This window comes from Arthrobacter sp. 210 2 (assembly GCF_059093025.1).
Map to the genome: position 1 here is coordinate 71,037 of NZ_JBNHIE010000013.1, position 25,447 is coordinate 96,483.

At 66.2% G+C, this 25,447-nt stretch carries 22 protein-coding genes; 9 read left to right on the forward strand and 13 right to left on the reverse strand.

The features are described 5' to 3' along the window. Nucleotides 1-111 precede the first annotated feature (111 nt). Nucleotides 112-1,164: an FUSC family protein gene (locus tag AC5RWA_RS19740; RefSeq protein ID WP_476245396.1), complete on the forward strand. Its 1,053-nt coding sequence runs from the start codon at nucleotides 112-114 to the stop codon at nucleotides 1,162-1,164. Here the strand turns inward: AC5RWA_RS19740 and AC5RWA_RS19745 are convergent. Genes AC5RWA_RS19745 through AC5RWA_RS19755 form a run of 3 tightly spaced genes read right to left on the reverse strand, consistent with a single transcriptional unit; the run spans nucleotide 1,161 to nucleotide 4,781 of the window. After that, on the reverse strand, nucleotides 1,161-2,072 hold the full coding sequence (locus tag AC5RWA_RS19745; RefSeq protein WP_494058748.1) for a MaoC family dehydratase: 912 nt from the start codon (nucleotides 2,070-2,072) through the stop codon (nucleotides 1,161-1,163). The genes AC5RWA_RS19740 and AC5RWA_RS19745 overlap by 4 nt on opposite strands. Further along, nucleotides 2,069-3,409 carry a 3-oxoacyl-ACP reductase gene (locus AC5RWA_RS19750; RefSeq protein ID WP_494058749.1) on the reverse strand — a complete coding sequence of 447 codons (1,341 nt, stop codon included), beginning with the start codon at nucleotides 3,407-3,409 and terminating at the stop codon, nucleotides 2,069-2,071. The genes AC5RWA_RS19745 and AC5RWA_RS19750 overlap by 4 nt, the downstream gene beginning before the upstream one ends. A gap of 10 nt (nucleotides 3,410-3,419) precedes the next feature. Continuing rightward, the gene (locus AC5RWA_RS19755) at nucleotides 3,420-4,781 is read right to left on the reverse strand and encodes an acetyl-CoA C-acetyltransferase (protein WP_079596108.1); all 1,362 of its coding nucleotides are present in this window, start codon (nucleotides 4,779-4,781) and stop codon (nucleotides 3,420-3,422) included. A 61-nt stretch (nucleotides 4,782-4,842) separates the two neighbouring features. Here AC5RWA_RS19755 and AC5RWA_RS19760 point away from each other — a divergent pair, with 61 nt between their 5' ends. Both AC5RWA_RS19760 and AC5RWA_RS19765 read left to right on the forward strand, forming a co-directional pair. Then, complete coding sequence (locus AC5RWA_RS19760; RefSeq protein ID WP_395927802.1) at nucleotides 4,843-5,523, forward strand: TetR/AcrR family transcriptional regulator; 681 nt, start codon at nucleotides 4,843-4,845, stop codon at nucleotides 5,521-5,523. 48 nt (nucleotides 5,524-5,571) lie between these two features. Then, a complete protein-coding gene (locus AC5RWA_RS19765; RefSeq protein ID WP_494058750.1) occupies nucleotides 5,572-7,680 on the forward strand; it encodes an acyl-CoA dehydrogenase family protein in 2,109 nt (702 codons plus the stop codon). A 110-nt stretch (nucleotides 7,681-7,790) separates the two neighbouring features. Here the strand turns inward: AC5RWA_RS19765 and glgA are convergent, their stop codons facing one another. Next, nucleotides 7,791-8,996, reverse strand: coding sequence for a glycogen synthase (gene glgA / locus AC5RWA_RS19770; RefSeq protein WP_079596106.1), 1,206 nt, complete (start codon nucleotides 8,994-8,996; stop codon nucleotides 7,791-7,793). A gap of 102 nt (nucleotides 8,997-9,098) precedes the next feature. Between glgA and glgC the strand changes: the two genes are divergently transcribed. The 3 genes from glgC (at nucleotide 9,099) to AC5RWA_RS19785 (ending at nucleotide 12,568) form a co-directional block, all read left to right on the forward strand. Next, nucleotides 9,099-10,520: a glucose-1-phosphate adenylyltransferase gene (gene glgC / locus AC5RWA_RS19775; RefSeq protein WP_115523457.1), complete on the forward strand. Its 1,422-nt coding sequence runs from the start codon at nucleotides 9,099-9,101 to the stop codon at nucleotides 10,518-10,520. Nucleotides 10,521-10,614: 94 nt separating this feature from the next. Further along, nucleotides 10,615-12,066, forward strand: a complete 1,452-nt coding sequence (locus AC5RWA_RS19780; protein WP_079596104.1) for an SDR family NAD(P)-dependent oxidoreductase — start codon at nucleotides 10,615-10,617, stop codon at nucleotides 12,064-12,066. Between the two features lie 16 nt (nucleotides 12,067-12,082). After that, nucleotides 12,083-12,568, forward strand: coding sequence for a pyridoxamine 5'-phosphate oxidase family protein (locus tag AC5RWA_RS19785; protein ID WP_494058751.1), 486 nt, complete (start codon nucleotides 12,083-12,085; stop codon nucleotides 12,566-12,568). 19 nt (nucleotides 12,569-12,587) lie between these two features. On the opposite strand, the gene AC5RWA_RS19790 is transcribed toward AC5RWA_RS19785, so the two are convergent. Genes AC5RWA_RS19790 through AC5RWA_RS19800 form a run of 3 tightly spaced genes read right to left on the reverse strand, consistent with a single transcriptional unit; the run spans nucleotide 12,588 to nucleotide 15,979 of the window. Continuing rightward, entirely contained in the window at nucleotides 12,588-13,439 is an 852-nt protein-coding gene (locus AC5RWA_RS19790; protein WP_079596102.1) for a transglutaminase family protein, read from the reverse strand. Then, nucleotides 13,436-14,362 (reverse strand): alpha-E domain-containing protein, encoded by a 927-nt coding sequence (locus AC5RWA_RS19795; RefSeq protein ID WP_079596101.1) that lies wholly within the window; start codon nucleotides 14,360-14,362, stop codon nucleotides 13,436-13,438. The genes AC5RWA_RS19790 and AC5RWA_RS19795 overlap by 4 nt, the downstream gene beginning before the upstream one ends. A 60-nt stretch (nucleotides 14,363-14,422) precedes the next feature. Beyond that, nucleotides 14,423-15,979, reverse strand: coding sequence for a circularly permuted type 2 ATP-grasp protein (locus AC5RWA_RS19800; RefSeq protein WP_079596100.1), 1,557 nt, complete (start codon nucleotides 15,977-15,979; stop codon nucleotides 14,423-14,425). Between the two features lie 113 nt (nucleotides 15,980-16,092). On the opposite strand from AC5RWA_RS19800, the gene AC5RWA_RS19805 reads away from it, so the two are divergent. Further along, nucleotides 16,093-17,148 carry a YeiH family protein gene (locus AC5RWA_RS19805; RefSeq protein WP_494058752.1) on the forward strand — a complete coding sequence of 352 codons (1,056 nt, stop codon included), beginning with the start codon at nucleotides 16,093-16,095 and terminating at the stop codon, nucleotides 17,146-17,148. Between the two features lie 34 nt (nucleotides 17,149-17,182). Further along, nucleotides 17,183-19,819 (forward strand): aminopeptidase N, encoded by a 2,637-nt coding sequence (gene pepN / locus AC5RWA_RS19810; protein WP_494058753.1) that lies wholly within the window; start codon nucleotides 17,183-17,185, stop codon nucleotides 19,817-19,819. Between the two features lie 9 nt (nucleotides 19,820-19,828). Here the strand turns inward: pepN and lplAB are convergent, their stop codons facing one another. The 3 genes from lplAB to AC5RWA_RS19825 all read right to left on the reverse strand — a co-directional run bounded on the left by lplAB (nucleotide 19,829) and on the right by AC5RWA_RS19825 (nucleotide 22,161). Next, entirely contained in the window at nucleotides 19,829-20,926 is a 1,098-nt protein-coding gene (gene lplAB / locus AC5RWA_RS19815) for a lipoate-protein ligase LplAB (RefSeq protein ID WP_494058754.1), read from the reverse strand. 97 nt (nucleotides 20,927-21,023) lie between these two features. Then, nucleotides 21,024-21,281, reverse strand: coding sequence for a type B 50S ribosomal protein L31 (locus AC5RWA_RS19820; protein WP_003802336.1), 258 nt, complete (start codon nucleotides 21,279-21,281; stop codon nucleotides 21,024-21,026). A 145-nt stretch (nucleotides 21,282-21,426) separates the two neighbouring features. After that, nucleotides 21,427-22,161, reverse strand: coding sequence for a TetR/AcrR family transcriptional regulator (locus tag AC5RWA_RS19825; RefSeq protein WP_494058755.1), 735 nt, complete (start codon nucleotides 22,159-22,161; stop codon nucleotides 21,427-21,429). 113 nt (nucleotides 22,162-22,274) lie between these two features. On the opposite strand from AC5RWA_RS19825, the gene AC5RWA_RS19830 reads away from it, so the two are divergent. Then, the gene (locus AC5RWA_RS19830; protein ID WP_079596095.1) at nucleotides 22,275-22,991 is read left to right on the forward strand and encodes a DUF2306 domain-containing protein; all 717 of its coding nucleotides are present in this window, start codon (nucleotides 22,275-22,277) and stop codon (nucleotides 22,989-22,991) included. Here the strand turns inward: AC5RWA_RS19830 and AC5RWA_RS19835 are convergent. From AC5RWA_RS19835 to AC5RWA_RS19845, 3 genes are read right to left on the reverse strand one after another with little or no spacing between them, the layout of a single operon-like run. Next, nucleotides 22,894-23,745, reverse strand: coding sequence for a TrmH family RNA methyltransferase (locus AC5RWA_RS19835; RefSeq protein WP_494058756.1), 852 nt, complete (start codon nucleotides 23,743-23,745; stop codon nucleotides 22,894-22,896). The genes AC5RWA_RS19830 and AC5RWA_RS19835 overlap by 98 nt on opposite strands. A gap of 7 nt (nucleotides 23,746-23,752) precedes the next feature. Further along, nucleotides 23,753-24,538 (reverse strand): sulfite exporter TauE/SafE family protein, encoded by a 786-nt coding sequence (locus AC5RWA_RS19840; RefSeq protein ID WP_494058757.1) that lies wholly within the window; start codon nucleotides 24,536-24,538, stop codon nucleotides 23,753-23,755. 20 nt (nucleotides 24,539-24,558) lie between these two features. Further along, nucleotides 24,559-25,344, reverse strand: coding sequence for an ABC transporter ATP-binding protein (locus AC5RWA_RS19845; RefSeq protein ID WP_494058758.1), 786 nt, complete (start codon nucleotides 25,342-25,344; stop codon nucleotides 24,559-24,561). Between the last annotated feature and the right edge of the window lie 103 nt (nucleotides 25,345-25,447).

The window sequence follows — 25,447 nt, forward strand, 5'->3', positions numbered from 1 at the left end:
CCAGCCGTGTTGTTATGCAGGAAGCGGCGCCCTAGGGTTGGGCGGATGGTCAAGTCTCAAGCACGCCCCAATATGAGGTGGGCCAGGGGAACCCAAATTCTGAAACAGGCGGTGGCCGGGCTGTCGGCGGCTTTCGCCGCCCAGCGCCTGCAGCTGGCGGCGAAAGCGGCCCTGGCGGCCGGGCTGGCATTCATGATCGCCCCGCTGATGCCGGGGGCTGCCGCCAACTATCCCTACTACGCGCCCCTGGGCGCACTGGTGGTGATGTACCACAACGTGGCTGGCTCCGTGCGGCAGGGGCTTCAGGCACTTACCGGGCTGGCCCTGGGTATCGGGCTCGCCTTTGTGCTCGTCAACTTCACCGATCCATCCCCGCTCACGGTTGCCGTCTTTATGGGCGTAGGCGTCCTGCTGGGCGGGCTCCCGCGCATTGGCTCGGGAAGTGATTGGATCCCGACGGCGGCCCTGCTGGTTCTGCTGGTAGGCGGCAGCAACCCGGACGACTTTTCGTTCGGGTACCTGGTGCAGATGGGCGTGGGCGTAGCGGTGGGAATTGCCGTGAACTTCCTGGTCTTTCCCCCGCTGCACCTGAACGCAGCCGCAGAAAGCCTGGATGAACTTCGGCGTGCGCTCGGGACCCAGCTGACGGACATGGGGGCGGCCCTCAAGGAGGAGTGGCCCCCTGAGCACGAAGAATGGTCGCGCCGTTCAGATGAACTGGCCTCAGCTGCCCGGTCGGTACGGCACCTGGTCAAGGAGGCCGACGCGAGCCGACGGGCAAACCCGCGCCGAAAGCTCCACCCCCGCGACGTCGATCTCGACTACCGCAACCTGCGCGAGCTCGAACGGGTGACGTTCCACATCCAGGACATGACGGACGTCCTGTCGGACGTGATCTGGGAAAGCGACGTTCCCTACCAGGTGCCCGTGCAGGACAGCGGGCCTCTGGCGGACGCCATGACGGCCACCGGGGAACTGCTGCATTCCTACCGCGACACGGATGGGCCTGCACAGCGGGAGCGCTTCGAAACGGCGCGGGCAGCGGTGGAAGCCTGCATGGCCGCCACCGCCGGCAGGGAAGCCGAGCAGGGAACTGTTCCGGCGTCCGAATCGATCCTGCTCAGCCTCCACCGCATCCTGCGCGCCCTTCGGCCCGCCACCTAAAGCGCGGCGACGGAACCACTGAAATGACGGCGGCCTGATCTGGGGTTCCAGGCCACAAAGTCCGAACGCTTCCATGTCCCGGACCCACCCTGGTCGCTGCTGATTCCCAGGGCCACACGGCAGGGAAGAAACACCGGGGCGTCGAAGTCAACGTCCCATGTGAAGGAATCCCCACGGACCGAGCCAACGTCCGCCAGCGCCCGCGACGCCAGATACATGCCGTGGGCGATGGACCGGCGCATGCCCAAGGCCTTGGCTGAGAGCACGCTGAGGTGGATCGGATTGAAGTCGCCGGACACAGCTGCGTAAGCCCGTCCCGCGTCGACGCCCAGCTGCCACACACCGGTGGGGTCCGGTGCCTTGAAGTCTCTTCGGACCGGTGCCGAGGAGGGCTTATCCACCCCGGGCAGGAAGACGCCCTTGGCAAGGTAGGTGGAAATTCCCCGCCAATAGACGTCCTGCGTGCCGGCCACCCGCACCTCGGCCACCACGTCCACCTGAGTACCCGCGCGGTGCCCACGGAGATTCTCCACCCTCGCAGTGATGTCCAGCGCGTCGGTGAAGAGCAATGGGGCGCGTTGCTCAACGCTGTTATGCAGGTGCAGCATGCCCAGCAAGGGGAGCGGGAAGTCGTCCCTGTTCATCACGCTGATGGCAAGCGGAAAAGCCAGGGCATGGATGAAACCGGCAGGCAGCACATCACTGGCCGTCTCGCCCAGCAGGTGCTGATACGCGGTCAGGTTGGCAACGTCCACCGTGACACCCCTGACCTCGTGGCTCTCGACCGGCAGAACCGACCAATCATGCGTTCCCAGCAGCCTGCGCCTGGCCGCCTGCGCAGCGGCATTGACGTACAGCTTGGACAGCGACGGCATATCCCCGAGGATGACCGGCTGCAGGGGCGTCATGCCCCCACCATGTTCTGCCCGCATACCCGCAGCACCTCGCCATTGATTCCGCCGGCGGCACCGCTGGCCAAGAAGGAAATGGCTTCTGCGACGTCGGACGGTTTACCGCCCTGCTGGAGGGAATTCGCACGGCGGGCAATCTCCCGCAGCGCGAACGGAATCCGTTCGGTCATCTCAGTTTCGATGAAGCCCGGCGCCACGGCGTTGATGGTGCCGCCGGATGCGGCCAGCAGCGGGGCTGTTGCCCGGACCATTCCCATCACTCCCCCCTTTGACGCCGCGTAGTTGGTCTGCCCCCTGTTGCCGGCGATGCCGCTGGTGGAAGCAACAGAAACAATACGGGGTGCGGGCCCAAAGTGTTCGGACGCCAGCAGTGCCTCGTTGATCCGCAGCTGTGCGGCGATATTGATATTGATCACGGAACTCCACCGTGCGGGGTCCATGTTGGCGAGCAGCTTGTCCCGGGTAATTCCCGCGTTATGGATCATGATGTCAAGCCGCCGGTGCCGCTGAACGGCGTGCTCGATGATCCTTTGGCCGGCATCGTCCCGGCTGATGTCCAACTGGAGTGCGGTGCCTTTTACCTCATTGGCCACTGCCGCCAGATGGTCCCCCGCCGCAGGCAGGTCCACCAGGACCAGGGTGGCGCCGTCACGGTGCAGGGTGCGGGCGATCTCCGCGCCAATCCCCCGGGCGGCGCCGGTCACGACGGCAACCTTGCCCGCCAGCGGCCTGTCGAAATCGTCCGGAAGTCGGCCGTCCGTGCTGGACACAGTCAGGAACTGGCCGTCCACGAAGGCCGAGCGGCCGGACAGGAAGAAACGGACAGCCGCGAGGGCTGACGCGCTGGTCGGCTCCACGTCCCCGGAGAGGAGGATTCCGTTCCCGGTGGCGCCGGCCCGGAGTTCCTTGGCCAACGAGCGCAGGAACCCGTCCACACCCTGCCGGGCGGCAGCGGCGGCGGGAGAATCCGCCTCGGAAGCTGGCCGTGAGACTGTCAGGACCCGGGCGCCGGGCGCAAGGTCGCGCAGCGAGGCCCCTGCGGCAAGGACCGGCTTTTCGAGGTCCTCCGGCCGTGCAACGTCGTCCAGGACCAGGATGATGGCACCAAGCTTTTCCCGGGGAACCGCGTGCCGCCGGACATCCAGGTCCCACGCCAGCAGCTCTGCAGCGAGTTTGTCGGCGGCCGCCGAGTCTCCCTGGACCACAATGGGTCCGGTGATCAGCGGCTGGCCGGGCTTGTACCTGCGCAGCACCGCCGGCTGGGGCAACCCCAGTTTCCTGGCCACGTTCCTGCCCAGGCCCTGGTTCACCAGCTGTGCATATTTGTCCGTCATCGGTGACCCCTTACAGAGATTCGAGAATCGCGACGACGCCCTGGCCGCCGGCCGCACAGACCGAGACCAGTCCCCGTGCCGGCCGGCCGTCGCTGGTGCCCTTGGCATGGAGGAGCTTGGCCAGGGTGGCCACAATCCTGCCCCCGGTGGCGGCGAAGGGGTGGCCGGCCGCCAGTGACGATCCGTTGACATTGAGGCGTGCGCGGTCAACCTTGCCGAAGGCACCGTCCAGGCCAAGGCGCGTACGGCCGAACTCCTCGTCCTCCCACGCCGCCAGCGTGCTGAGTACGGTCGCTGCGAATGCTTCGTGGATCTCGAAGAAGTCGATGTCCGCCAAGGTGAGGTTGTGCCGTGCCAGCAGCCTGGGCACTGCGAAGACGGGTGCCATCAGCAGCCCGTCCTTGCCGTGTACGAAGTCCACCGCTGCAGCCTCGGCGTCCACTACCGCTGCCAGTTTGGGAAGGTCCCGGGCGTCGGCCCACTCGTCGGACGCCAGCAGAACGGTTGAGGCGCCGTCCGTCAAAGGGGTGGAATTGCCGGCAGTCATGGTCGCGTCCGCACCGAGGTTCCTGCCGAAGACAGGCTTCAGGGCGGCCAGCTTTTCGATGGACGTATCGGCCCGAAGATTTCCGTCGCGTGCCAGGCCGCGGTAGGGGGTGACGAGATCGTCGAAGAACCCGGACTCGTAGGCGGCGGCGAGATTGCGGTGGCTGTTGAGTGCCACTTCGTCCTGGGCCTCACGGGAAACTTTCCACTGCGCAGTTGTCAGCGCCTGGTGCTCCCCCATGGAAAGACCGGTCCGGGGCTCGGCGGTGCCGGGCGCCAGCGGAGCCAGGTCTTTGGGCCGCAGGCGGCTGAGGATCTGCAGCCGCTGGGGAATGGTCTTGGCGCGGTTCAGGTCGAGAATGACTTCCCTGAGTCCTTCGCTCACCACCACCGGGGCGTCCGAAGCGGAATCCACTCCGCCGGCAATTGCGGAGTCAATCTGGCCCAGCTTGATCTTGTTCGCCAGCCCCACCACGGTCTCAAGTCCCGTGGCGCATGCCTGCTGGAGATCGTAGGCAGGAGTCTCGGCGGACAGGGCCGAGCCAAGCACCGCCTCACGGGTGAGGTTGAAATCCCTTGAATGCTTGAGGACTGCACCCGCGGCTACCTCCCCCACCCGCTCGTCCTGCAGGCCGAAGCGTGCAATAAGGCCGTCCAGGGCAGCTGTCAGCATGTCCTGGTTCGAGGACTTGGCGTAGGAACCGCCGGCGCGGGCGAAGGGAATCCTGTTGCCTCCGACGACCACGGCCCTCCGAAGGGCAGGGCCGGAAGCGCTGGTTACGCCTGATTCTCCGGGGCCGGTAATGGACTGTCCGTCAATGGACATGGCTGTCTCCTCTGGTCACATGCGGTTACCGATACCCAGCGTACCTGATACGCTGGGTATCGTGAACATTTCGGAAACGGGAATTGCTGCGCCCTCCATCGGTTCGGAGCCTGACGGCCGCTCCTCCCGCTGGCAGAGCCACCGGGAGGAGCGGCGCCGGGAACTGATCAAGCAGGCGCGGCGTGCCGTGCACGTGCTGGGCAGCGACGCGTCCATGGAGGAAATCGCCGCAGCAGCGGGAACGTCCAAGTCAGTCTTCTACCGCTACTTCGGCGACAAGGCCGGCCTCCAGCAGGCTGTGGGTGAAGTGGTCCTCAGCCAGATGCAGCGGCGCATCCAGGAAGCGGCACAGAACGCCCTGACCCCACGCGAAGGGCTGCTGGCCATGGTGTCGGCGTACCTGCAGATGGCTGACACCAGCCCCAACGTGTACACCTTCGTCACCCGCTCCACCTCCGGGGAATCCGGAGATTCCCCCAACTCGGGCGCGTTGGGCCACTTCTTTGATGCGATTGCGGACATGATTGCCACCCCCATGCGTTCCCACCTGGGCGACGGCAAGGAAGCCGTCATCGGCTATTGGCCCAAGGCCGCCATCGGACTGGTCAGGAACGCGGGCGAACAATGGCTCAGCACTCCGGACTCCCCCGCCAAACCCGGCCAGGAAGCCATGGCACTGCAGATCACCGCATGGCTGTGCGTCGGGATCGCCCCCGAACTGTCGCCTGCCCCCCGAACCTGAACACTCCCGCACCACAAGCCCCTGTCAGCACCAACGAAGGACATTGACATGACTGAAGTAGTGGACCGCTCCGCCGCAAAGGGGCATGCCCCCGTGCCCGCACCGAGCCTGGTTCCCGGCTCCGCCCAGCCTGCCGTCGACGTCCATGCCCTCGGCGAACAGCTGCTGGGCAAATGGGCCGCCGTCCGGCTCCAGGCACGCGACCTGGCCGCACGTCCTGAACTTCACAAGACCGAGGGACTGACCCACACGGACCACCGGGCAAGGGTATCCGGGCAGCTGCAGTACCTGGTGGACAACGGCGCCGTACACCGCGCTTTCCCCTCCGCCCTCGGCGGCAGTGACGACCACGGCGGCAACATCGCCGGCTTCGAAGAGCTCGTGGTCGCCGATCCGTCGCTGCAGATCAAGGCCGGCGTCCAGTGGGGCCTCTTCGGCTCGGCGGTAATGCACCTCGGAACGGGGGAACACCATGCCAAGTGGCTTCCGGGCATCATGAGCCTGGAAATTCCCGGCTGCTTTGCCATGACCGAAACCGGGCACGGCTCCGACGTTGCCAGCATCGCCACCACGGCCACCTACGATCCCGCCACCGGGGAATTCGTGGTCCACACCCCCTTCCGCGCAGCCTGGAAGGACTACATCGGAAACGCCGCCATCGACGGCCTGGGCGCCGTGGTGTTCGCGCAGCTCATCACGCGGGGCGTCAACCACGGGGTCCACGCCTTCTACGTGGACCTCCGCGACCCCGAAACCAGGGAATTCCTCCCCGGCATCGGCGGTGAAGATGACGGCATCAAGGGCGGCCTCAACGGCATCGACAACGGCAGGCTCCACTTCACCCACGTCCGGATCCCCCGGACCAACCTCCTGAACCGCTACGGGGACGTGGCCGCGGACGGTACCTACTCCTCACCCATCGCCAGCCCCGGCCGCCGTTTTTTCACCATGCTGGGGACCCTGGTCCAGGGGCGTGTCTCACTGGATGGCGCCGCCGTCGCCGCGTCCAAGGTTGCCCTGAAGGCGGCCATCCAGTACGCCACCGAGCGACGGCAATTCAATGCCTCCTCACACACCGACGAGGAAGTCCTACTCGACTACCAGCGCCACCAGCGCCGGCTCTTCACACGCCTCGCCACCACCTACGCGGCCGGCTTCGCCCACGAGCAGCTCCTGCAGAAATTCGATGATGTCTTCTCCGGCGCCCATGACACGGACGAGGACCGCCAGGACCTGGAAACCCTGGCCGCGGCCCTGAAACCGCTGAGCACCTGGCACGCCCTGGATACCCTGCAGGAGTGCCGGGAGGCCTGCGGCGGGGCCGGCTTCCTGATCGAGAACCGCTTCGCCTCGCTCCGCGCGGACCTGGACGTCTACGCCACCTTCGAAGGCGACAACACCGTCCTGCTGCAGCTCGTGGCCAAACGCCTCCTGGCCGACTACGCCAGGGAATTCCGGAGCGTCGACTTCGGCGTGCTGGCCCGCTATGTGGTGGGCCAGGCAACCGGCGCTGCCATCCACCGGACCGGCCTGCGCCAGGTGGCGCAGTTTGTTGCTGACAACGGCTCGGTCCAGAAAGCCGCCATTGCCCTGCGTGACGAGGAAAGCCAGCGCGCCCTGCTGACCGACAGGGTGCAGACCATGGTGGCCGAGGCCGGCGCCGCATTGAAGGGCAGCAACCGGCTTTCCCACGAAAAGGGAGCCGCCCTGTTCAACCGGCACCAGAATGAACTGATTGACGCCGCGCAGGCGCACGCCGAACTGTTGCAGTGGGAGGCCTTCACGGACGCGCTCCGCGACGTGACCGACCCCGGAACCAGGACTGTCCTGACCTGGCTGCGCGACCTCTTCGGCCTTTCCCTCATTGAGAAAAACCTTTCCTGGTACCTGATGAACGGCCGCCTTTCCATGCAGCGGGGCCGCACCGTGGGCGAATACATCAACAGGCTGCTGGTGAAGATCCGCCCGCACGCCCTGGACCTGGTGGACGCCTTCGGGTACGGCGAGGACCACGTCCGGGCCGCCATCGCCACCGGCGCCGAGAAGACACGCCAGGACGAGGCAAGGGCCCACTTCCGGAGCCAGCGGGCAAGTGGACAGTCCCCGGTTGACGAAAAGGTGCTGATCGCCAGGACAGCGGCCGGCCGGACCACGTGATCGGGCCTGGCCGGCAGGTGCAGGACTTCGTCTGCTGACTGCTGAACGTACGACGGCGCCGCTCCCCACGCAGGGGAACGGCGCCGTCGTCGTTCTTGGCTAAGCGGCGGTCAGCCCTGTGCCGGCAGCACCGAGCGGTACACCTCGAGCGTTGTTTCCGTGATGGATTCCCAGGAGAAGTGCTCCTCGGCGCGCCGCCGGCCCGCCTGCCCCATGGCACGGGCACGCTCGGGGTCCGACACCACCTCGGTGAGTGCCGCGGCGAATTCGCTGACGAACTTTTCCGGGTCCAGCGGGGTGCCGGTGCCGTCCGTCACCTGCTCCAGGTCCACGAGCAGGCCCGTCTTTCCGTGGTCCACCACCTCGGGAATACCGCCCGTGGCACTGGCAACGACCGCAGCCCCGCAGGCCATGGCCTCAAGGTTGACGATGCCGAGCGGCTCGTAGATGGAGGGGCAGGCGAAGGCGGTGGCGTGGCTCAGCACCTGGATCAGCTCATTGCGGGGCAGCATGCGTTCAATGAGCACGACGCCGGTCCGCTGGCTTTGCAGTTCCTCGATCAGGCGGGCGGTCTCCGCAGCAAGTTCCGGCGTGTCCGCCGCGCCGAGGCACAGGACCAGCTGGACGTCGTCGGGCAGCTTGGCAGCGGCGCGAAGGAGGTAGGGAACGCCCTTCTGGCGCGTGTTCCTGCCCACAAAGACGACGCTCGGCTTGGCTGGATCAATGCCCAGGGCGCGGATGGCGTCGTCATTCTCGTCACGGTTCCATAGTTCGACGTCAATGCCGTTGTGGACCACGCGGACCTTGGCCGGGTCAACGTTCGGGTAACTGCGCAGGATGTCCTGCCTCATGCCCTCGGAGACCGCGATGATGGCCGCGGCGGCCTCATAGGCAGTTTTCTCAACCCAGGATGAGAGCGCGTATCCGCCGCCGAGCTGCTCTGCCTTCCACGGGCGCAGCGGTTCCAGGCTGTGGGCGCTCAGCACGTGCGGGATGCCGTGCAGGAGCGAGGCGAGGTGCCCGGCCATATTGGCGTACCAAGTGTGCGAATGGACCAGGTCCGCGCCTTCGACGTCCGGTACGATCCGCAGGTCCACCCCAAGCGTCTGCACGGCAGCGTTGGCTGAGCCAAGATCCTCCGGCACGGAGTAGGACGTCACCGCCGCGCCATGATAGTCGGCGTCGCGGGGAGCCCCAAATGCACGAACCTGCAGGTCAACGTGCTTACTAAGCACCCTGCTCAATTCGGCCACGTGGACCCCGGCGCCACCATAGATCTCCGGCGGAAACTCTTTAGTCACAATGTCTATTCGCACAAGACCCAAGGTAGTCCTTCACGCATAACTGTTCTAGTGTGAAGGAGTCCGGGCATGCCGGACTGTCTTGGGGAGTTACGAAGGCGTACAGGAGCGACCATTATGCCGTTGAACAAAAGAGTCCTGGCCATTGTCCTCGCAGGCGGCGAGGGAAACAGACTGATGCCACTGACGGCAGACCGCGCGAAACCGGCGGTGCCCTTCGCGGGAAGCTACCGCCTGATCGACTTCGCCCTGTCCAACCTGGTGAATTCCCGCTACCTGCAGATCGTGGTCCTGACCCAGTACAAGTCCCACAGCCTGGACCGGCACATCTCCGAAACCTGGCGTATGTCTACCCAGCTCGGCAACTACGTTGCCTCGGTTCCCGCGCAGCAGCGCGTGGGCAAGAGCTGGTTCCTCGGCAGCGCCAACGCCATCTACCAGTCCCTGAACCTGATCCATGACGCCAACCCGGACATTGTGGTGGTGGTCGGCGCCGACCATGTCTACCGCATGGACTTCGCCCAGATGGTGGCCCAGCACGTGCACAGCGGCGCCAAGGCAACGGTAGCCGCCGTGCGCCAGCCCCTGAACATGGCCAACCAGTTCGGCGTCATCGAGGTGGACCAGAACGATCCGCAGAAAATCGCGGCGTTCGTGGAAAAGCCGGCCAGCACCCCCGGCCTGGCAGCGGACCCCACCCAGTTCCTGGCCTCCATGGGCAACTACGTGTTCGACGCCGACGCGCTGGTTGCAGCACTGCATGTGGACGCCGAACGGCTGGACACCAAGCACGACATGGGCGGGGACATCATCCCCTACTTCGTCAACCAGGGCGAGGCCGGCGTCTACGACTTCACGCTTAACGAGATCCCCGGCTCCACCGAACGCGACCGGACCTACTGGCGCGATGTGGGCACCATCGACTCCTTCTACGACGCCCACATGGACCTCATCTCCCCGCTGCCGGTCTTCAACCTGTACAACTCCGAATGGCCCATCTACACCCGGCAGAGCATTTCCCCGCCGGCCAAGTTCGTCCGCGGACAGAACAACACCGTGGGCACCGCCCTGGATTCCATCGTCTCCAGCGGCGTGGTCATCTCCGGCGGCGTGGTGGAAGGCTCCGTCCTTTCCAACGACGTGTTCGTTGCAACCAGCAGCCGTGTCATCGACTCTGTCCTGATGGACAAGGTTCAGATCGGCGAAGGGGCCGTGGTCAACCGCGCCATCATCGACAAGAACGTCAAGGTCCCCGCGGGCGCAGCCATCGGCCTGGATCCGGAACTGGACCGGGCCCGCGGCTTCAAAGTCACCGAGTCCGGCATCACCGTGCTCGCCAAGGGCCAGGAAGTCCCGGAACCGGGCGAGGAAGAGCGGCAGCTGGCCGCGAAGAACCTCCACCTGGTTCCCAACGCCGTCAAGGCTGCGGCGGCCCAGTACCCGGACGTCCGCGAATCCGTTGACAAGGTGGCCCAGACGCATGCCGCGGCCGCCGCGGATGCCGTTCCCGGCGCGCGTCCCGGGGCGCGGATCTCCTAAACCCTCCAGGACTCTTTGCGACGGCGGGCTGCACCTTTTCGGTGCAGCCCGCTTGTCGCTTAAAGCGGGAGCTCCAGGCTGTAAAATTGGCCTAATGAGCTCCCCCGATCTGACGCCTGAGGAAATCCAGGCCTGCCTCAAGGTCCTGAATACGATCCACGCCTATGACGAGGAGCACCCGGACTACGTCTCGGTCCGGCGCGCCACCGGAAAAATGTTCAAGGCCGTCAAACGGCACCGGAGGGTCACCAAGCGCGACCTCATCGCCGAAGCCGACCGCTCCGTCCTGGCCCAGACCGCCACAGCCGCCCCGGACCGCATCGATGACGAAACGCGCGGCAACAAGCTGGCCCCCTCCGCTACGGGCAAGGTGGCCGGCCACCTCATCCGGTCCCGCCCCTGCTACATCTGCAAGCAGCACTACACCCAGGTGGACGCCTTCTACCACCAGCTCTGCCCGGAGTGCGCCGCCTTCAGCCACAGCAAACGCGACGCACGCACCGACCTCACCGGCCGCCGCGCCCTGCTTACGGGCGGCCGCGCCAAGATCGGCATGTACATTGCACTACGGCTGCTCCGGGACGGCGCCCACACCACCATCACCACCCGGTTCCCGAAGGACGCTGCCCGCCGGTTCGCGGCCATGGAGGACAGCGGGGAATGGCTGCACCGGCTCCGCATTGTGGGCATCGACCTGCGCGATCCCGCCCAGGTCATGGCGCTGACAGATTCGCTCAACGAGGCCGGCCCGCTGGACATCATCATCAACAACGCAGCTCAGACGGTCCGCCGCTCCGGCAACGCCTACAAGCCCCTGGTTGATGCCGAGGACGAACCGCTTCCCGCCGCCCTTGAGCATGCCAATGGCGGTCCGGAGCTCCTGACGTTCGGCCACGCGCACGACAAGCACCCCCTGGCACTTGCGGGCAGCGTCACCGAACATCCGGTGCTCGCCGGTGACGCCATCACGTCGCTGGCCCTGTCCACCGGCTCCGCATCACTTGAGCGGATCGCGTCCGGGACGGCAATCGACGCCGGTGGCCTGGTCCCGGACCTGGCCACCATCAACAGCTGGACCCAGGTGGTGGACGAGGTGGATCCGCTGGAAATGCTTGAAGTCCAGCTCTGCAACGTCACGGCCCCGTTCCTGCTGGTAAGCCGCCTCCGGGAGGCCATGAAGCGTTCCACGGCACGCCGGAAGTACATCGTGAACGTCTCGGCCATGGAGGGCCAGTTCTCCCGTGCCTACAAGGGGCCGGGCCACCCGCACACCAACATGGCCAAAGCGGCGCTGAACATGATGACGCGGACCAGCGCCCAGGAGATGCTGGAGACCGACGGCATCCTGATGACCGCGGTGGACACGGGCTGGATCACCGACGAACGCCCGCACTTCACCAAGGTCCGGCTTATGGAGGAGGGCTTCCACGCGCCCCTCGACCTGGTGGACGGCGCCGCCCGCGTCTACGATCCCATCGTGATGGGTGAGAACGGCGAGGACCAGTACGGAGTGTTCCTCAAGGACTACAAGCCGAGCCCCTGGTAGGCGTAAGCTCGGCGCCATGAACGCCGAGCGAGCCTCCACTGACGAATCCTCATCCCCTGTCCAGAACCTCGAACACCACGAATGCTGGGCGATGCTCCGGACCGTGTCCGTGGGACGGCTCGCCGTCCTGGTGGACGGGCGCCCGGACATCTTCCCCATCAACTACGCCGTGGACGGCGGCACCCTGGTGTTCCGCACCGGCGAAGGCGCCAAGCTCTCCAGTGCATCCGGTGATGCGGCTGTGGCACTTGAAGCTGACGGCGTCGATTCCGCCACCGGCCTGGCCTGGAGCGTGGTGGTCAAGGGCACGGGCAGGGTGGTCACCGGGACGGATGAAGTCCTGGACACCTCGCAGCTGTACTTGTTTCCCTGGCAGGCCGGCCGGAAGGACGCCTTCGTGCGGATCACCCCGGACTCCGTGACCGGGCGCCGCTTCAAGGTAACCGAGCCGCTGACCTGGTGGACCCAGCTCAGCGGCTCGGTGAAGACCGCGCCGGAATAGGCGGGCCGGAACCAGGGGTTCAGGCGAGCTGGGTGATCTCCACGCTGACGCTCAGGGCGGACCCGCCGCCACCGGACAGGATGCCCTTCAGCGGCGGCACGTCGCGGTAGTCACGGCCCCTGGCCACGGTGACGTGGAAGTCGCCCGCGGGCTTGTGGTTGGTGGGGTCCCAGCTCCGCCAGTCACCGTCCCACCACTCGAGCCAGGCGTGGGACTGCCCCGCCACAGTCTCGCCGATCCCGGCGCTGGAGCGCGGGTGCAGGTAACCGGAGACATAACGGGCAGGAATGCCGCAGCTGCGCAACGCTCCGATGGCCAGGTGGGCCAGGTCCTGGCACACGCCCTGGCGCTGGCCCCACGCCTCTTCGGCATTGGTGGTGACGGCAGTGGAACCGGACATGTAGGTCATCTCGCCGCGCATCCACGAGAACACGGCCAACGCGGCCTCGTGCGGGTTCTTGCCGGCCACCACCTTGGGAATGATGCCCAGGACTTCGTCCCCGGGGCCGCTGAGCCGGGACTGTGGCAACCAGTCGCTGAACGTGTTGAGGGTCTCCGGCGAGGCGAGGACGTCCCAGCCCACAATGTCGGACTCGGACGGAATCTTCTCGGCCCGGTGCACCTCCACCGTGATGTTGGACACCACCTCGAGGTGCTCGTGCGGCATCTGCATGTCGAACGCCGTGACCCTGGTGCCCCAGTAGTCACGGTAGGTGCTTACCGCCGCCTGCGACGGCGAGACCTTCACGACGGACTCGAGGACCACCTGCTGGGAATCGGTCAGCGGGGTCATCCGGGCCTCGTTGTAGGACAGGGTGACACGCTTGTTGTACTTGTACGCCGTCTTGTGCACGATGCTCAGCCGGGTCATGAAACTTCTCCCACCCAGGCCAGTTCGTCCGCCTGATTGAAGTACTTACGGGAAATGGCGTCCGAGGCCTGGGATACGGCCTTCTGGACCCGTTCCATGTGTTCGGGCAGCTCGGACATGAGGTCGTCCGTGCGGTGGAACTCAAGGAAGGTCCTGGCCTGGCCCACGATCCGGCGCGCATCATTGATGAAGCCCACCCGCTGGGCGGAGGGGTCCAGCTTGGCGAGGCATTCGTCGGCATCGCGCAGGGCGTAGACGATGGACCGCGGAAAGAGGCGGTCCAGCAGCAGGAACTCCGCGGCGTGCTGGTCGCCGAAGGCGGCCCGTCGGGTGCGCAGGAAGGACTCGTAGGCGCCGGCGCAGCGGAGCATGTTGACCCAGGACATGCCTGCGGACAGGACGTCCCGGGTGGAGAGCATGCGTGCAGTCATGTCCGCCCGTTCCAGGGAGCGGCCCAGCACCAGGAAGAGCCAGCTCTCGTCGTGGCTGACCGTGGTGTCCGCAAGCCCGCTCACCATGGCGGTCCGTTCGAGCGTCCAGTTGCAGAAGCGGTAGGTTCCCACCACATCCTTGCGGTGCTGGCTCAGCCCGTAGTAGGTGGTGTTGAGGCTCTCCCACAGGCCGGAGGAAACCGTCTCGCGGGCACGCCGGGCGTTCTCGCGGGCCGCCCCGAGGGAGCCGGCGATGGACGTGGCACTGGTCTTGTCATAAGCCAGGGCGTGCAGCAGTTCCGGCAGGCCGAAGTCCTCGCTCTGCGGCCGGGCGCCCATGACGGCGAGGAGCTCCTTGGCCACGCTCTTGCGTTCGTCCATGGGCAGGTGGTTCAGCCGCTCCAGGTGCACATCAAGGATGCGGGCGGTGCCATCGGCCCGCTCCACATAACGGCCGATCCAGAAAAGGGATTCGGCTATACGGCTAAGCATTCTCGGCTACCTCCTGCGGGCCCGAAACGGGAAAAGACATCTGCCGGATCACGGTCCGGGTCACTGCTGCTGCTCCGACTGGCGGTCCCGCCAGTTGCTTTCCACAGGCCAGACAGACACGCGCTCACGCACGGAAATTGAGGGCCGGGGAACGGTTTCCACCGGCACCTGCGGCGAGTCGGCGAGCACCCAGGTGTCCTTGGACCCGCCGCCCTGGCTGGAGTTCACAATCAAGGAGCCTTCCTTCAGCGCCACCCGCGTCAGTCCGCCGGGCAGCACCCAGACGTTGTCGCCGTCGTTCACTGCGAAGGGACGCAGGTCAACGTGGCGGGGGCCGAACTTGTCACCGCTCAGGGTGGGAACCGTGGAAAGCTGCAGGACGGGCTGGGCGATCCAGCCGCGCGGGTCACCGATGATCCGCTGCCGGAGCGCGTCCAGTTCGTCGTTGGAGGCGTCGGGGCCGATGACCAGTCCCTTGCCGCCGGAACCGTCCACCGGCTTGACCACGAGTTCGGCGAGGTTGTCCAGGGTGTACTCCCGGGCTTCCTTCTCTTCGAGGCGGAACGTGTCAACGTTCGCGATGATGGGCTCCTCGCTGAGGTAGTAGCGGATCAGGTCAGGAACGTAACTGTAAACCAGTTTGTCATCCGCTACGCCGTTGCCCACGGCGTTAGCGATGGTGACGCCGCCGGCGCGTGCGGCGTTGACCAGCCCGGGGCAGCCCAGCATGGAGTCGGCCCGGAACTGCAGCGGATCGAGGAAGTCGTCGTCGATCCGCTTGTAGATGACGTCCACGCGCTGCTCACCGGCCGTGGTGCGCATGTACACCCGGTTTCCGCGGCAGATGAGGTCCCTGCCCTCCACCAGTTCAACGCCCATCAGGCCTGCCAGCAGCGTGTGCTCGAAGTAGGCGCTGTTGAAGACGCCGGGGGTCAGGACGACGACGGTGGGATCGTCCACACCGGCAGGCGCGGTCTTCCGCAGGGCCGAGAGCAGCCGGCGGGGGTACTCCTCCACGGGCCGGATGAGCTGCTGTCCGAAGGCTTCGGGAAGGCCCTTGGCCATGGCCCGCCGGTTCTCCAGCACGTAGCTGACGCCCGAGGGAACGCGGACGTTGTCCTCCAGGACACGGAACGTTCCCGCAGCATCCCGCACCACGTCGATGCCGGAGATGTGCACGCGGACGCCGCCGGCGGGTTCAAAACCGTGGACCTGCCGGTGAAAGTGTGCGCTGGTGGTTACCAGCTGCCGGGGAATCACGCCGTCGGACACCACGGTCATCTTGTCGTACACGTCGTTCAGGAACGCTTCCAGCGCCCGCACCCGCTGGGCGACGCCCCGTTCCAGGACATCCCATTCCGCGGCAGGAATAACACGGGGGACGATATCCAGCGGGAAGGGCCGCTCCTCGCCGGCAAAGTCGAAGGTCACACCGCGGTCCAGGAACGTGCGCGCCATCGAATCGGCCCGAGCACTGACATCGGCCAGGGAAAGCTTGCGAAGGGCGTCCGCCACCTGCCCGTAGGAGTCCCTGGCTTGCTGCCCGGGGGCGAACATCTCATCGTAGGCTCCGGTCCGGCCGGCGGCCTCGGAGTATTCCTGAAAAAGGTCTGACATGCCCAATAGCCAACCATCTTTTTGTTTCGAATTCATTACTGCCGTCCCTTCTGGCGTGTTGGCGCAGCGGCGCGGGTTCGTGCATTCCGGGCCTTTTCCGGCACAGTAGGTGAGTGCCAGTCAGCAGAAGCCTCCCAGTGCCGGGTCCGGGCAACCCCCGCCGCGCTGACAGGCTGCTTCCCGGACTGGCCACGGCAGCCGCCGCATTGGTGGCCGCCTTCCTTGTGCATTGGCTGGTGCCGGTCCTGCCCGCCATGACGTTGGCCGTGGTGCTGGGAGTCCTGGCGGCCAACCTGCCGGCAGCCGGCGTGTGGACCGCGGGCCGGGCACGGCCCGGCCTGGATTTTGCCGGTAAGCACCTGATGCGCGGCGGGATTGTCCTGCTCGGCCTGAAGGTCAGCATCATGGACGTCCTGGGGCTGGGCTGGCTGGCCCTGGCACTGATTGTAGGGGTTGTGGCTGCCAGCTTTGGCGGGACCTACCTGATTTCCAGGCTCTTCCGGCTTCCCCCGGTCACGTCGCTCCTGGTGGCCACCGGATTCTCGATCTGCGGCGCATCCGCCATCGGCGCCATGGCGGCCGTGCGGCGGATCCGGCACGTGGACACGGTCCTGCCGGTTGCGCTGGTGACGCTTTGCGGAACCCTTGCCATCGGCGTCCTGCCGCTGTTCGTCCACCCCCTGCAGCTCACAGCCCCGGTCTTCGGCGCCTGGATCGGCGCCTCCGTGCACGACGTTGGCCAGGTGGTGGCCACCGCGCAAACCGCGGGAACGGCCGCACTGGGCATCGCCGTCGTGGTCAAGCTCACCCGGGTGCTCCTGCTGGCACCCGTGGCAGCCCTGGCCGGAACGCACCAGCGCCTCACCGTCCGGACTGACGCGGACACGGACGGCGGGCATACGAAACTTCCGCCGGTGGTGCCCCTGTTCGTCCTGGGATTCGTGGCCATGGTGGGGCTCCGGTCCACAGGCTGGCTGGCCGAGGACTGGCTCGAGGCAGGGGCCGCGTTGCAGGACGTCCTGCTCGGCGCCGCGCTGTTCGGGCTGGGTTCCGCGGTGCGCATCCGGACCCTCCTGCTGACCGGCGGGCGTGCACTGCTGGCCGCGCTGGCGTCCTGGCTGCTGATCGCCGTGCTGGGCCTGGCGGCGGCCCTGCTGATCGCTGCCTGACATCCGGACACCCGGCCCGTGATTAGATAGCCCGGTGTCAAATGAGAATCTGCGCCGCGATGAAGCCGCTGAACGTTCTGCCCTGATCAGCACCGACAGCTACGACGTGTCGCTGGACGTGCGGCAGGCGGCTGACCCGGACGTTGCCGGCTACACCAGCCGCAGCGTCATCACCTTCACCGCGTCGGAGCCCGGTTCTTCTACCTTCCTGGACTTTATTGGCAGCAGCGTCCACAGCGTGGTCCTCAACGGCAGGGCGCTGCCCGTGGAGGACGTGGTGGACGGCGCCCGCATCCGGCTGGACAACCTGCAGTCCCGGAACCAGGTCACCGTCACCGGGACCGCCCTGTACAGCCGGTCCGGAGAGGGCATGCACCGGTTCGTGGACCCGGCAGACGGGCAGTGCTACCTGTACACCCAGTACGAGCCGGCCGACGCCCGCCGCGTTTTTGCCAACTTTGAGCAGCCGGACCTCAAGGCAACCTTCACCTTCCACGTCATGGCGCCGGCCGGGTGGCAGGTCGCCTCCAACGGGGTGGAAACCGCCCGGACGCTCCTCACCAGCGATCCGGCCACCGCACGCTGGGACTTTGCCGCGACTGAGCCGATGTCCACGTACATCACCACAGTGCTGGCCGGCCCGTACTTCAAGGCCGAGGACCGCTGGCAGGCAACGCTCGACGACGGGACCTCCCTCGACATCCCGCTGGCCCTCTACTGCCGGGCGTCCATGGCAGAATCCTTCGACGCGGAACAGCTGTTCACGCTGACCAAGAACGGCCTGGACTTCTTTAACCGCCTGTTCGCCTACCCCTACCCCTGGGGCAAGTACGACCAGGCCTTCGTCCCCGAATACAACCTCGGCGCCATGGAGAACCCCGGCCTGGTGACGTTCACGGACAGCTACGTCTTCACGTCCCGTGCCACCGACGCCCAGTACCAGGGCCGCGCCAACACGCTCATGCACGAGATGGCACACATGTGGTTCGGGGACCTGGTGACCATGCAGTGGTGGGATGACCTCTGGCTCAAGGAGTCCTTCGCCGACTATATGGGCACGCTGGGCGTGGACAAGGCCACTGACTGGGATTCCGCCTGGGTCAGCTTCGCCAACAAGCGCAAGGCCTGGGCCTACCTCCAGGATCAACTGCCCACCACGCATCCCATCGTCGCGGACATCCCGGACCTCGAGGCCGCCAAGCAGAACTTCGACGGCATTACCTACGCCAAGGGCGCCTCGGTACTGAAGCAACTGGTGGCCTACGTCGGCTTTGACGCGTTCATCGCCGGATCCCGCGAGTACTTCCGCAAGCACGCCTACTCCAACACCACCCTGGCGGACCTCCTGGTATCCCTCAGTGCCTCCTCCGGGCGGGACCTCACCGGCTGGGCGCAGCAATGGCTGCAGACCTCAGGGATTTCCACCCTTTCGCTGGACATCGCCCCAGGCCAGGGAAACGACGACGGCGTCCTGGGCGACGTGCGCATCGTTCAGGACGCTACGGATCCGGTCACGGGACGTAACGAGCCGCGGCCGCACCGGCTCCGGGTGGGGCTGTACGACGTCGACGGCGAAGGAGCGCTGGTCCGCACGGGCAGCGTGGAAACCGATGTCAGCGGTGCCTTCACCGCTGTGCCGGAGCTGTCAGGAAAGCCACGGCCCGCACTGCTGCTCCTCAATGACGACGACCTGACGTACGCGAAGGTCCGGCTGGACCCGGTGTCCCTGGCAACCGTCCTGGCATCGCTGGACAGGATCTCCGACCCGATGGCCCGCGCCCTCTGCTGGACTGCGCTCTGGAACTCCGCAAGGGACGGCGAAAGCCCTGCGGCGCGGTATGTGGACGCGGTGGCTGCGTTTGGGCCGGCGGAAACCGGCATCGGCGTCCTGCTGAACATCCTCGAAAACGCCTGTACCGCCGTCGAACGCTACACACCGGCCCCCGGACGGGAAGCCGTCCGGACATCCTTCCTGGCAACCGTGGCGGCGGAACTGGACCGGGCCGTCCCGGGTTCCGACCACCAGCTCGCCTGGGCCCGGACCCTCGGCACACTCAGCAGGCACGACGGAACCCTGGTGCCCCGGCTTAAAGGCCTCCTGGACGGCTCAGCCCCGGTGAAGGGGTTGGCGGTGGACGCCGAACTGCGCTGGCACTTCTGGCATGCACTCGCGGCCAACGGCCAGGCGACCGTAGCGGAACTCGACGCCGAGCTGGCACGGGACACCACGGCGTCAGGTAGGGCGGGGCATGCCACAGCGCTCGCTGCCCGCCCGGAGCCCGGGGTCAAGGCCGCGGCGTGGAAGGAGGCTGTCCACGGTGACACGCTCTCCAATCAGCTGCTCAGCGCCACGATCAGCGGTTTCACCACGGCACCGGCTGCGCTGCTGGAGCCGTATGTGGAACCGTACTTCGAGCGCCTGCTGGATGTGTGGGAGGGCCGCAGTATCGAAATCGCCAGCCGGATTGTCCGCGGCCTGTTTCCTCTGGACCAGGACCTGGCGGAAGGGATGGAGCCTGCGGAGCATCCGGTGCTGCGCAGGACCGACGAGTGGCTGGCGGCCCATACCGATGCTCCGCGGGCACTGCGCCGCATCATCGTGGAGCAGCGCAGCCACCTGCTGCGGGCACTCACGGCGCAGGCCGCCGTCGTTGGTTCACCTGCTCCCTGACGTCGGCACTCAGGGGACCCGGTGCAGCCACTCCTCCGTGCCGAACTTGGCGGCCACCCTGTCGCTGGCTGCGGCCAGCTCCGCCTCGGACAGCTCTGACGGGGTGGCGCCGTACCGTTCGGCAAACACGTCCATCATTGCCGCGATGATGGCAGTCCGCGCCAGGCCGGTCTGCCGGCGCAGCGGATCCACCCGTTTCTTGGCACTGCGGGTCCCCTTGTCGGACAGCTTCTCCTTGCCGATGCGCAGGACTTCCACCATCTTGTCCGCGTCGATGTCATAGCTCATGGTGACATGGTGCAGCATCCCGCCGTTGGCAAGGCGCTTCTGGGCGGCGCCCCCAATCTTTCCCTGGTCCGTGGCGATGTCATTCAGCGGTACATAGAAGGCCGTAATGCCGAGCTTCTCCAGGGCGGCCATGACCCAGGCGTCCAGGAACGGGTAGGAATCTGCAAAGCTGATGCCGTCCACCAGGGTCTGGGGCAGGTACAGCGAGTAGGTGATGCAGTTGCCGGCCTCCATGAACATCGCTCCCCCGCCGCTGATGCGGCGGACAACCTTGATGCCGTGCTTCGCCACGCCGTCGGGATCCACCTCGTTGCGGAAGGACTGGAAGCTGCCGATCACCACGGACGGCTCCTCCCAGTCCCAGAACCTCAGGGTGGGATTGCGCCGGCCGGCACCCACTTCCTCGGTGAGGACCTCATCCAGGGCGACATTGATTTCGGTGGGCAGGACGGTGGGTCCCATGATGTTCCAGTCATGGTCCGCCCACGATGTGGCCTTGGCCAGGGCACGGCGGACAGCGATCGCGACGGCGTCTGCCGAAAAGCCGAACAGGGCAGCATCAGCCGGAAGCGCGGCAGTCACGGCCTCGGCAAGCTCGGCGGTGGCCGTTGCTTCCGGCAGGCCGGTGAGGGCCCGGTTGATGTCCAGGAGGGCCTCGTCGGGTTCCAGGAAGAAGTCACCGCTGATGGAGACGTCCGCCAGTGATCCATCGGCGACGGTGAGGTCTGCCACCACCAGTTTCCCGCCCGGCACCTTGTATTCGCCGTGCAGGCGTTCGGTTGCGGCAGGGTGGGTTTCAGGAAGCGGAGGGTGCGTCATGCCATCCATCCTGCCGCAGAAGCGGCCTGGCCGTTAACGCGAAAAGCCCGCACCGTTGCCGGTGCGGGCTTTCGTCATGAAGCTTGGGGGAAGTGGATTACTTCTTGCCGCCGAAGCCCTTGAAGCGAGCGTTGAAGCGCTCGACGCGGCCTGCGGAGTCCATGATGCGCTGCTTGCCCGTGTAGAACGGGTGGGACTCGGAGGAGATTTCGACGTCGATGACCGGGTAGGTGTTGCCGTCTTCCCACTCGATGGTCTTCGAGGAAGACACGGTGGAGCGGGTCAGGAACTTCGTGCCGGAGGCCAGGTCGTTGAAAACAACAGCTTCGTACTTCGGGTGGATATCAGACTTCATAATGGGACCTTTGTTCAACGCAACTGGATTTTGCCAGTTGCCAGGTATGAATGGGATGGCTGCGGCTGCTGCAGCCGAGGCTGAAAAAGCAGGACAACCAGCTATCAATCATAGCGGATGCCGGCGGGCCTGACGAACCGCGCCGCTACTCCCCGGGCGGGGCGGAGCGCGGGGACGTCCAGCCTTGGGCGTGAAGCTGCTCAATGCCGTCCAGCAGCAGGTCAAGGGCGAATTCGAACTCAAACTGATCGTCGCAGCCGTAAGCAACCACGGTGCCTCCATCATGGGCTGCGGGCGCCGCGACGGCGGCAATATTCGGGTACAGCCTGGCCATCTGCCGGATCATGGCCAGCTGCATGTCGGGCGGGACGTCGGCGGCTTGTTCCGCTGCCGCGGGTTCGTCAAACAATTCCTGCGTGAAGCCCCACATGCGCCCGCCCAGTGCGTGCAATGCGTGGTGGGTCAGGTCCGCAGACAGCCCGCCGGCCAGGAATATCCCGGTGAACGAGTCCATGTAATCGAGAACTGCGGGGGTCTTCGATGTCCTGGTTTCGATGACGCGGCGGGCCCACGGGTGCTGGCGGAGCGTCGTCCTGGCTGAGAGCACGCGCACCCGGACGGCCTCCTTCCATGGAAGGCCCGGCGGAGGAGGTGCGATCTCTTGAATGATGGCGTCCACCATGCCGTCCAGCAGTTCTTCCTTGTTCGCCACGTGCTTGTAAAGGGCCATCGGCACCACACCCAGCTCCCCGGCGAGCCTGCGCATGCTCAATGAATCCACCCCGGCCTTGTCCGCCAGCAGGAGCGCAGCGTGAAGCACCCGTTGCCTGCTAAGCGGACCCCTGGGTGCCCGTGCAGGCCGTTCGTTGAGGTCTGTCATATCTTCCCGCCCGTGATAGCCGTTGACAGGTGTACAGCGTACACCTAGATTTGGTCGCAGAACGGGTGTACGCCGTACACCTCGACGCGGCAGCTGCGGAAAGAAGACGAGCCATGGCGACTCAATCGATAGCGACTCAGGCGCCGGCCCGGCGCAGGCAGGCAGGTTGGCTGGTACCGGCAGGCCTCATCTTTGTCAGCCTCATCCCCGTCATTTTCGGTTCCCTGCGCATGGCCGAGTTGACCGGGGGCGCTCCCGTTACGCCGGCCAATGCACGGTTCTTTGCCTCGCCCATACCCGTGATGGTGCACATACCCGCTGCCATTCTCTACAGCCTGCTGGGGGCGTTCCAGTTTGTCCCCGGTCTCCGCAGGGGACGCTCCGGCCGTACCGCCTGGCACAGGGCAGCCGGCGTTGTCCTGATACCCGCCGGCCTCCTGGTGGCCCTGTCCGGCCTGTGGATGGCCGCCTTCTACGATCTTCCACAGGGGGACGGCCCCGCACTTTTCATCCTGCGCCTGATCTTCGGAACCGCCATGCTTGCCAGCATCATCCTGGGGGTGAGGGCCCTCGCCAGGCGCAGGTATCAGCACCACGGGGCATGGATGACCCGCGCCTACGCCATCGGGATCGCAGCCGGGACCCAGGCTCTCGTATCGATCCCGTGGATGGTGCTCGCAGGCCAGCCCGGTGAGGCAGGGCGGGCACTGCTCATGGGTGCCGGGTGGGTCATCAACGTGGCTGTGGCAGAGTATGCAATTCGGCGGCGGAGGCTTGGGGCCGCGCCCGCAGCTCCCAGAAGGCCACAGCAGATGCGGCAGCAACGTTGAGCGAATCCACGCCATTGCGCATGGGGATCTTGACGGCGAGGTCGACGGCGGCAAGTGTTTCGCCGCTCATGCCGGCGCCTTCCGTGCCGAGCACCAGCGCCAGCTTGTCCGGGTTCCGGGCGGCCACCACATCCACGTCCTGGGCGTCCGCCGTCAACTCCAGGGCGGCAACGGTGAAGCCGTGGTCCTTGAGTACCTGGAGGTCCTGCGGCCAGCTCTCCAGTCGTGCCCAGGGAACCTGGAAGACGGTGCCCATGCTGACCCGGACGCTGCGGCGGTACAAGGGGTCCCCGCAGCGGGGCGAGACCAGGACGGCGTCGATGTCCAGGGCGGCGGCGGACCGGAAGATGGCGCCCACGTTGGTGTGGTCCACGATGTCCTCCAGGACTGCCACCCGGCGGGCCCCCGCCAGGAGTTCGGGCAGCGGCACGGGGGCGGGGCGGTGCATGGCGGCCATGGCCCCGCGGTGCAGGTGGAAGCCGGTGATTTCCTCGAGCAGGGCTGCCTTCCCGATGAAAACCGGAACGTCGGGGTATGCCTGGAAGACGTCGTCGAGGTCTTCGAGCCACTTCTCGGCCAGGAAGAACGACCGCGGCTGGTGCCCGGCCGCCAGGGCACGGCGCAGGACCCGGGAGGATTCGGCGATGTACATGCCTTCGCGTGGTTCCCGGAGCTTCCGCAGGTGCACATCGGTCAGTGTGGTGTAGTCGCCCACCCGGGGATCATCGGCGGACTCTAGATAGTGGAACGTCACCGGGTGATTATTTCAGCAGGTTGGCGACCATCACGCCCAGGGCCACGATGCCAAGGGTGAAGATGACGGCCCGCAGGACCTTCGGGGAGAGCTTGCGCCCCACCTTGGAACCAACCAGGCCACCGATCGTGGAACTGACGGCGATCAGCAGGACCACCAGCCAGTTGATCCGGTCGAAGGCGAAGATCAGGTACGACACGGCCGCCACCATGTTGACGCCGAGCACCAGGATGTTCTTCATGGCGTTGGCATTCTGCATGGTCCCGGTCAGGAACACGCCCAGGATGCCCACCAGCAGGATGCCCTGGGCTGCCACGAAGTAGCCCCCGTACACGCCGGCGAGGTACACCAGGACCACAAGGAGCACGCCGTGGCTGCGGTCCCGGATGGCATGTTCCGGGTTCTCCTCGCGGCTGCGCACCCATGCCTGAAGCCTGGGCTGGAAGACCACCATCAGCAGGGCAAGCACCAGCAGGACGGGTGCCACATAGTGGAAGACCTGCTCGGGCAGGTGCAGCAGCAGGTAGGCGCCGGTGATTCCGCCGAGCAGTGAGGCCGGCAGCAGCTTCATCAGCTGGCGGCCCCGGCCTGCCAGCTCGCGCCGGTAACCCCACGCCCCGGCCGCCGTGCCGGCCACCAGCCCCATGGCGTTGCTCATGGAGGCCACAACCGGCGCGACGCCGAGGGCGATGAGTACGGGAAAGGTCACCAGCGTGCCGGAGCCGACCACTGCGTTGATGGTGCCGGCCCACAGGCCCGCGAAAAAGACCAGGACGCTGCTAAGGATCTCCACTGCTGGCGGTGAACCCTGCCTTAGCGGCGGGCGGTGGCGGAGTAACGGCCGGAGTTTTCCGTCACATCCAGGGCGAGGCCGAAAGTGGCGCTGAGGTGCTCATCGGTGAGGACTTCGGTGATAAGTCCGGCGGCCACCACGCCGCCGTCGCGCAACAACATGGCGTGGGTGAAGCCCGGCGGAACTTCCTCAAGGTGGTGGGTCACCAGGACCATGGCCGGCGCTGCCTCGTCGCTGGCCAGTTCGCCCAGCTTGTGGACCAGTTCTTCGCGGCCGCCCAGGTCAAGGCCGGCAGCGGGCTCATCCAGCAGCAGCAGTTCGGGGTCCGTCATGAGGGCACGGGCGATCTGGACACGCTTCCGCTCCCCCTCGGACAGGGTGGCAAAGGTCCTGTTCAGCAGGGGACCCATCCCCCAGTCGTTCAGCAGGCGGAAGGCGCGGCGCTCGTCGTCGCGCTCGTAACCTTCCCGCCAGCGGCCGGTGACGCCGTAGGCCGCGGTGACAACGACGTTGAGGACATTCTCATGCTCAGGGATCTGGGTGGCGAGGGCTGCCGATGACAGGCCGATGCGGGGGCGGAGTTCAAAGACGTCCACGCGGCCCAAGGTTTCGTCGAGGATGCCGGCCGTGCCGCTGCTCGGGTGGAGGCGTGCTGCTGCGATCTGGAGGAGGGTGGTTTTGCCGGCTCCGTTGGGGCCGAGGATGACCCAGCGTTCGCCTTCATTGACCTGCCAGTCAACCTTGTCCAACAGGGTCTTTTTGCCGCGGACAACGCTGACGGCATCCAATTCCAGAACATCACTCATAGGAATAGACACTAGGACAAAAAACATGGCGACTGATAACTGATGTGACCAGCCCGACTACGCACATTCAAGCCCACAAAACTATAGGTGGTCCCAGAGGCCG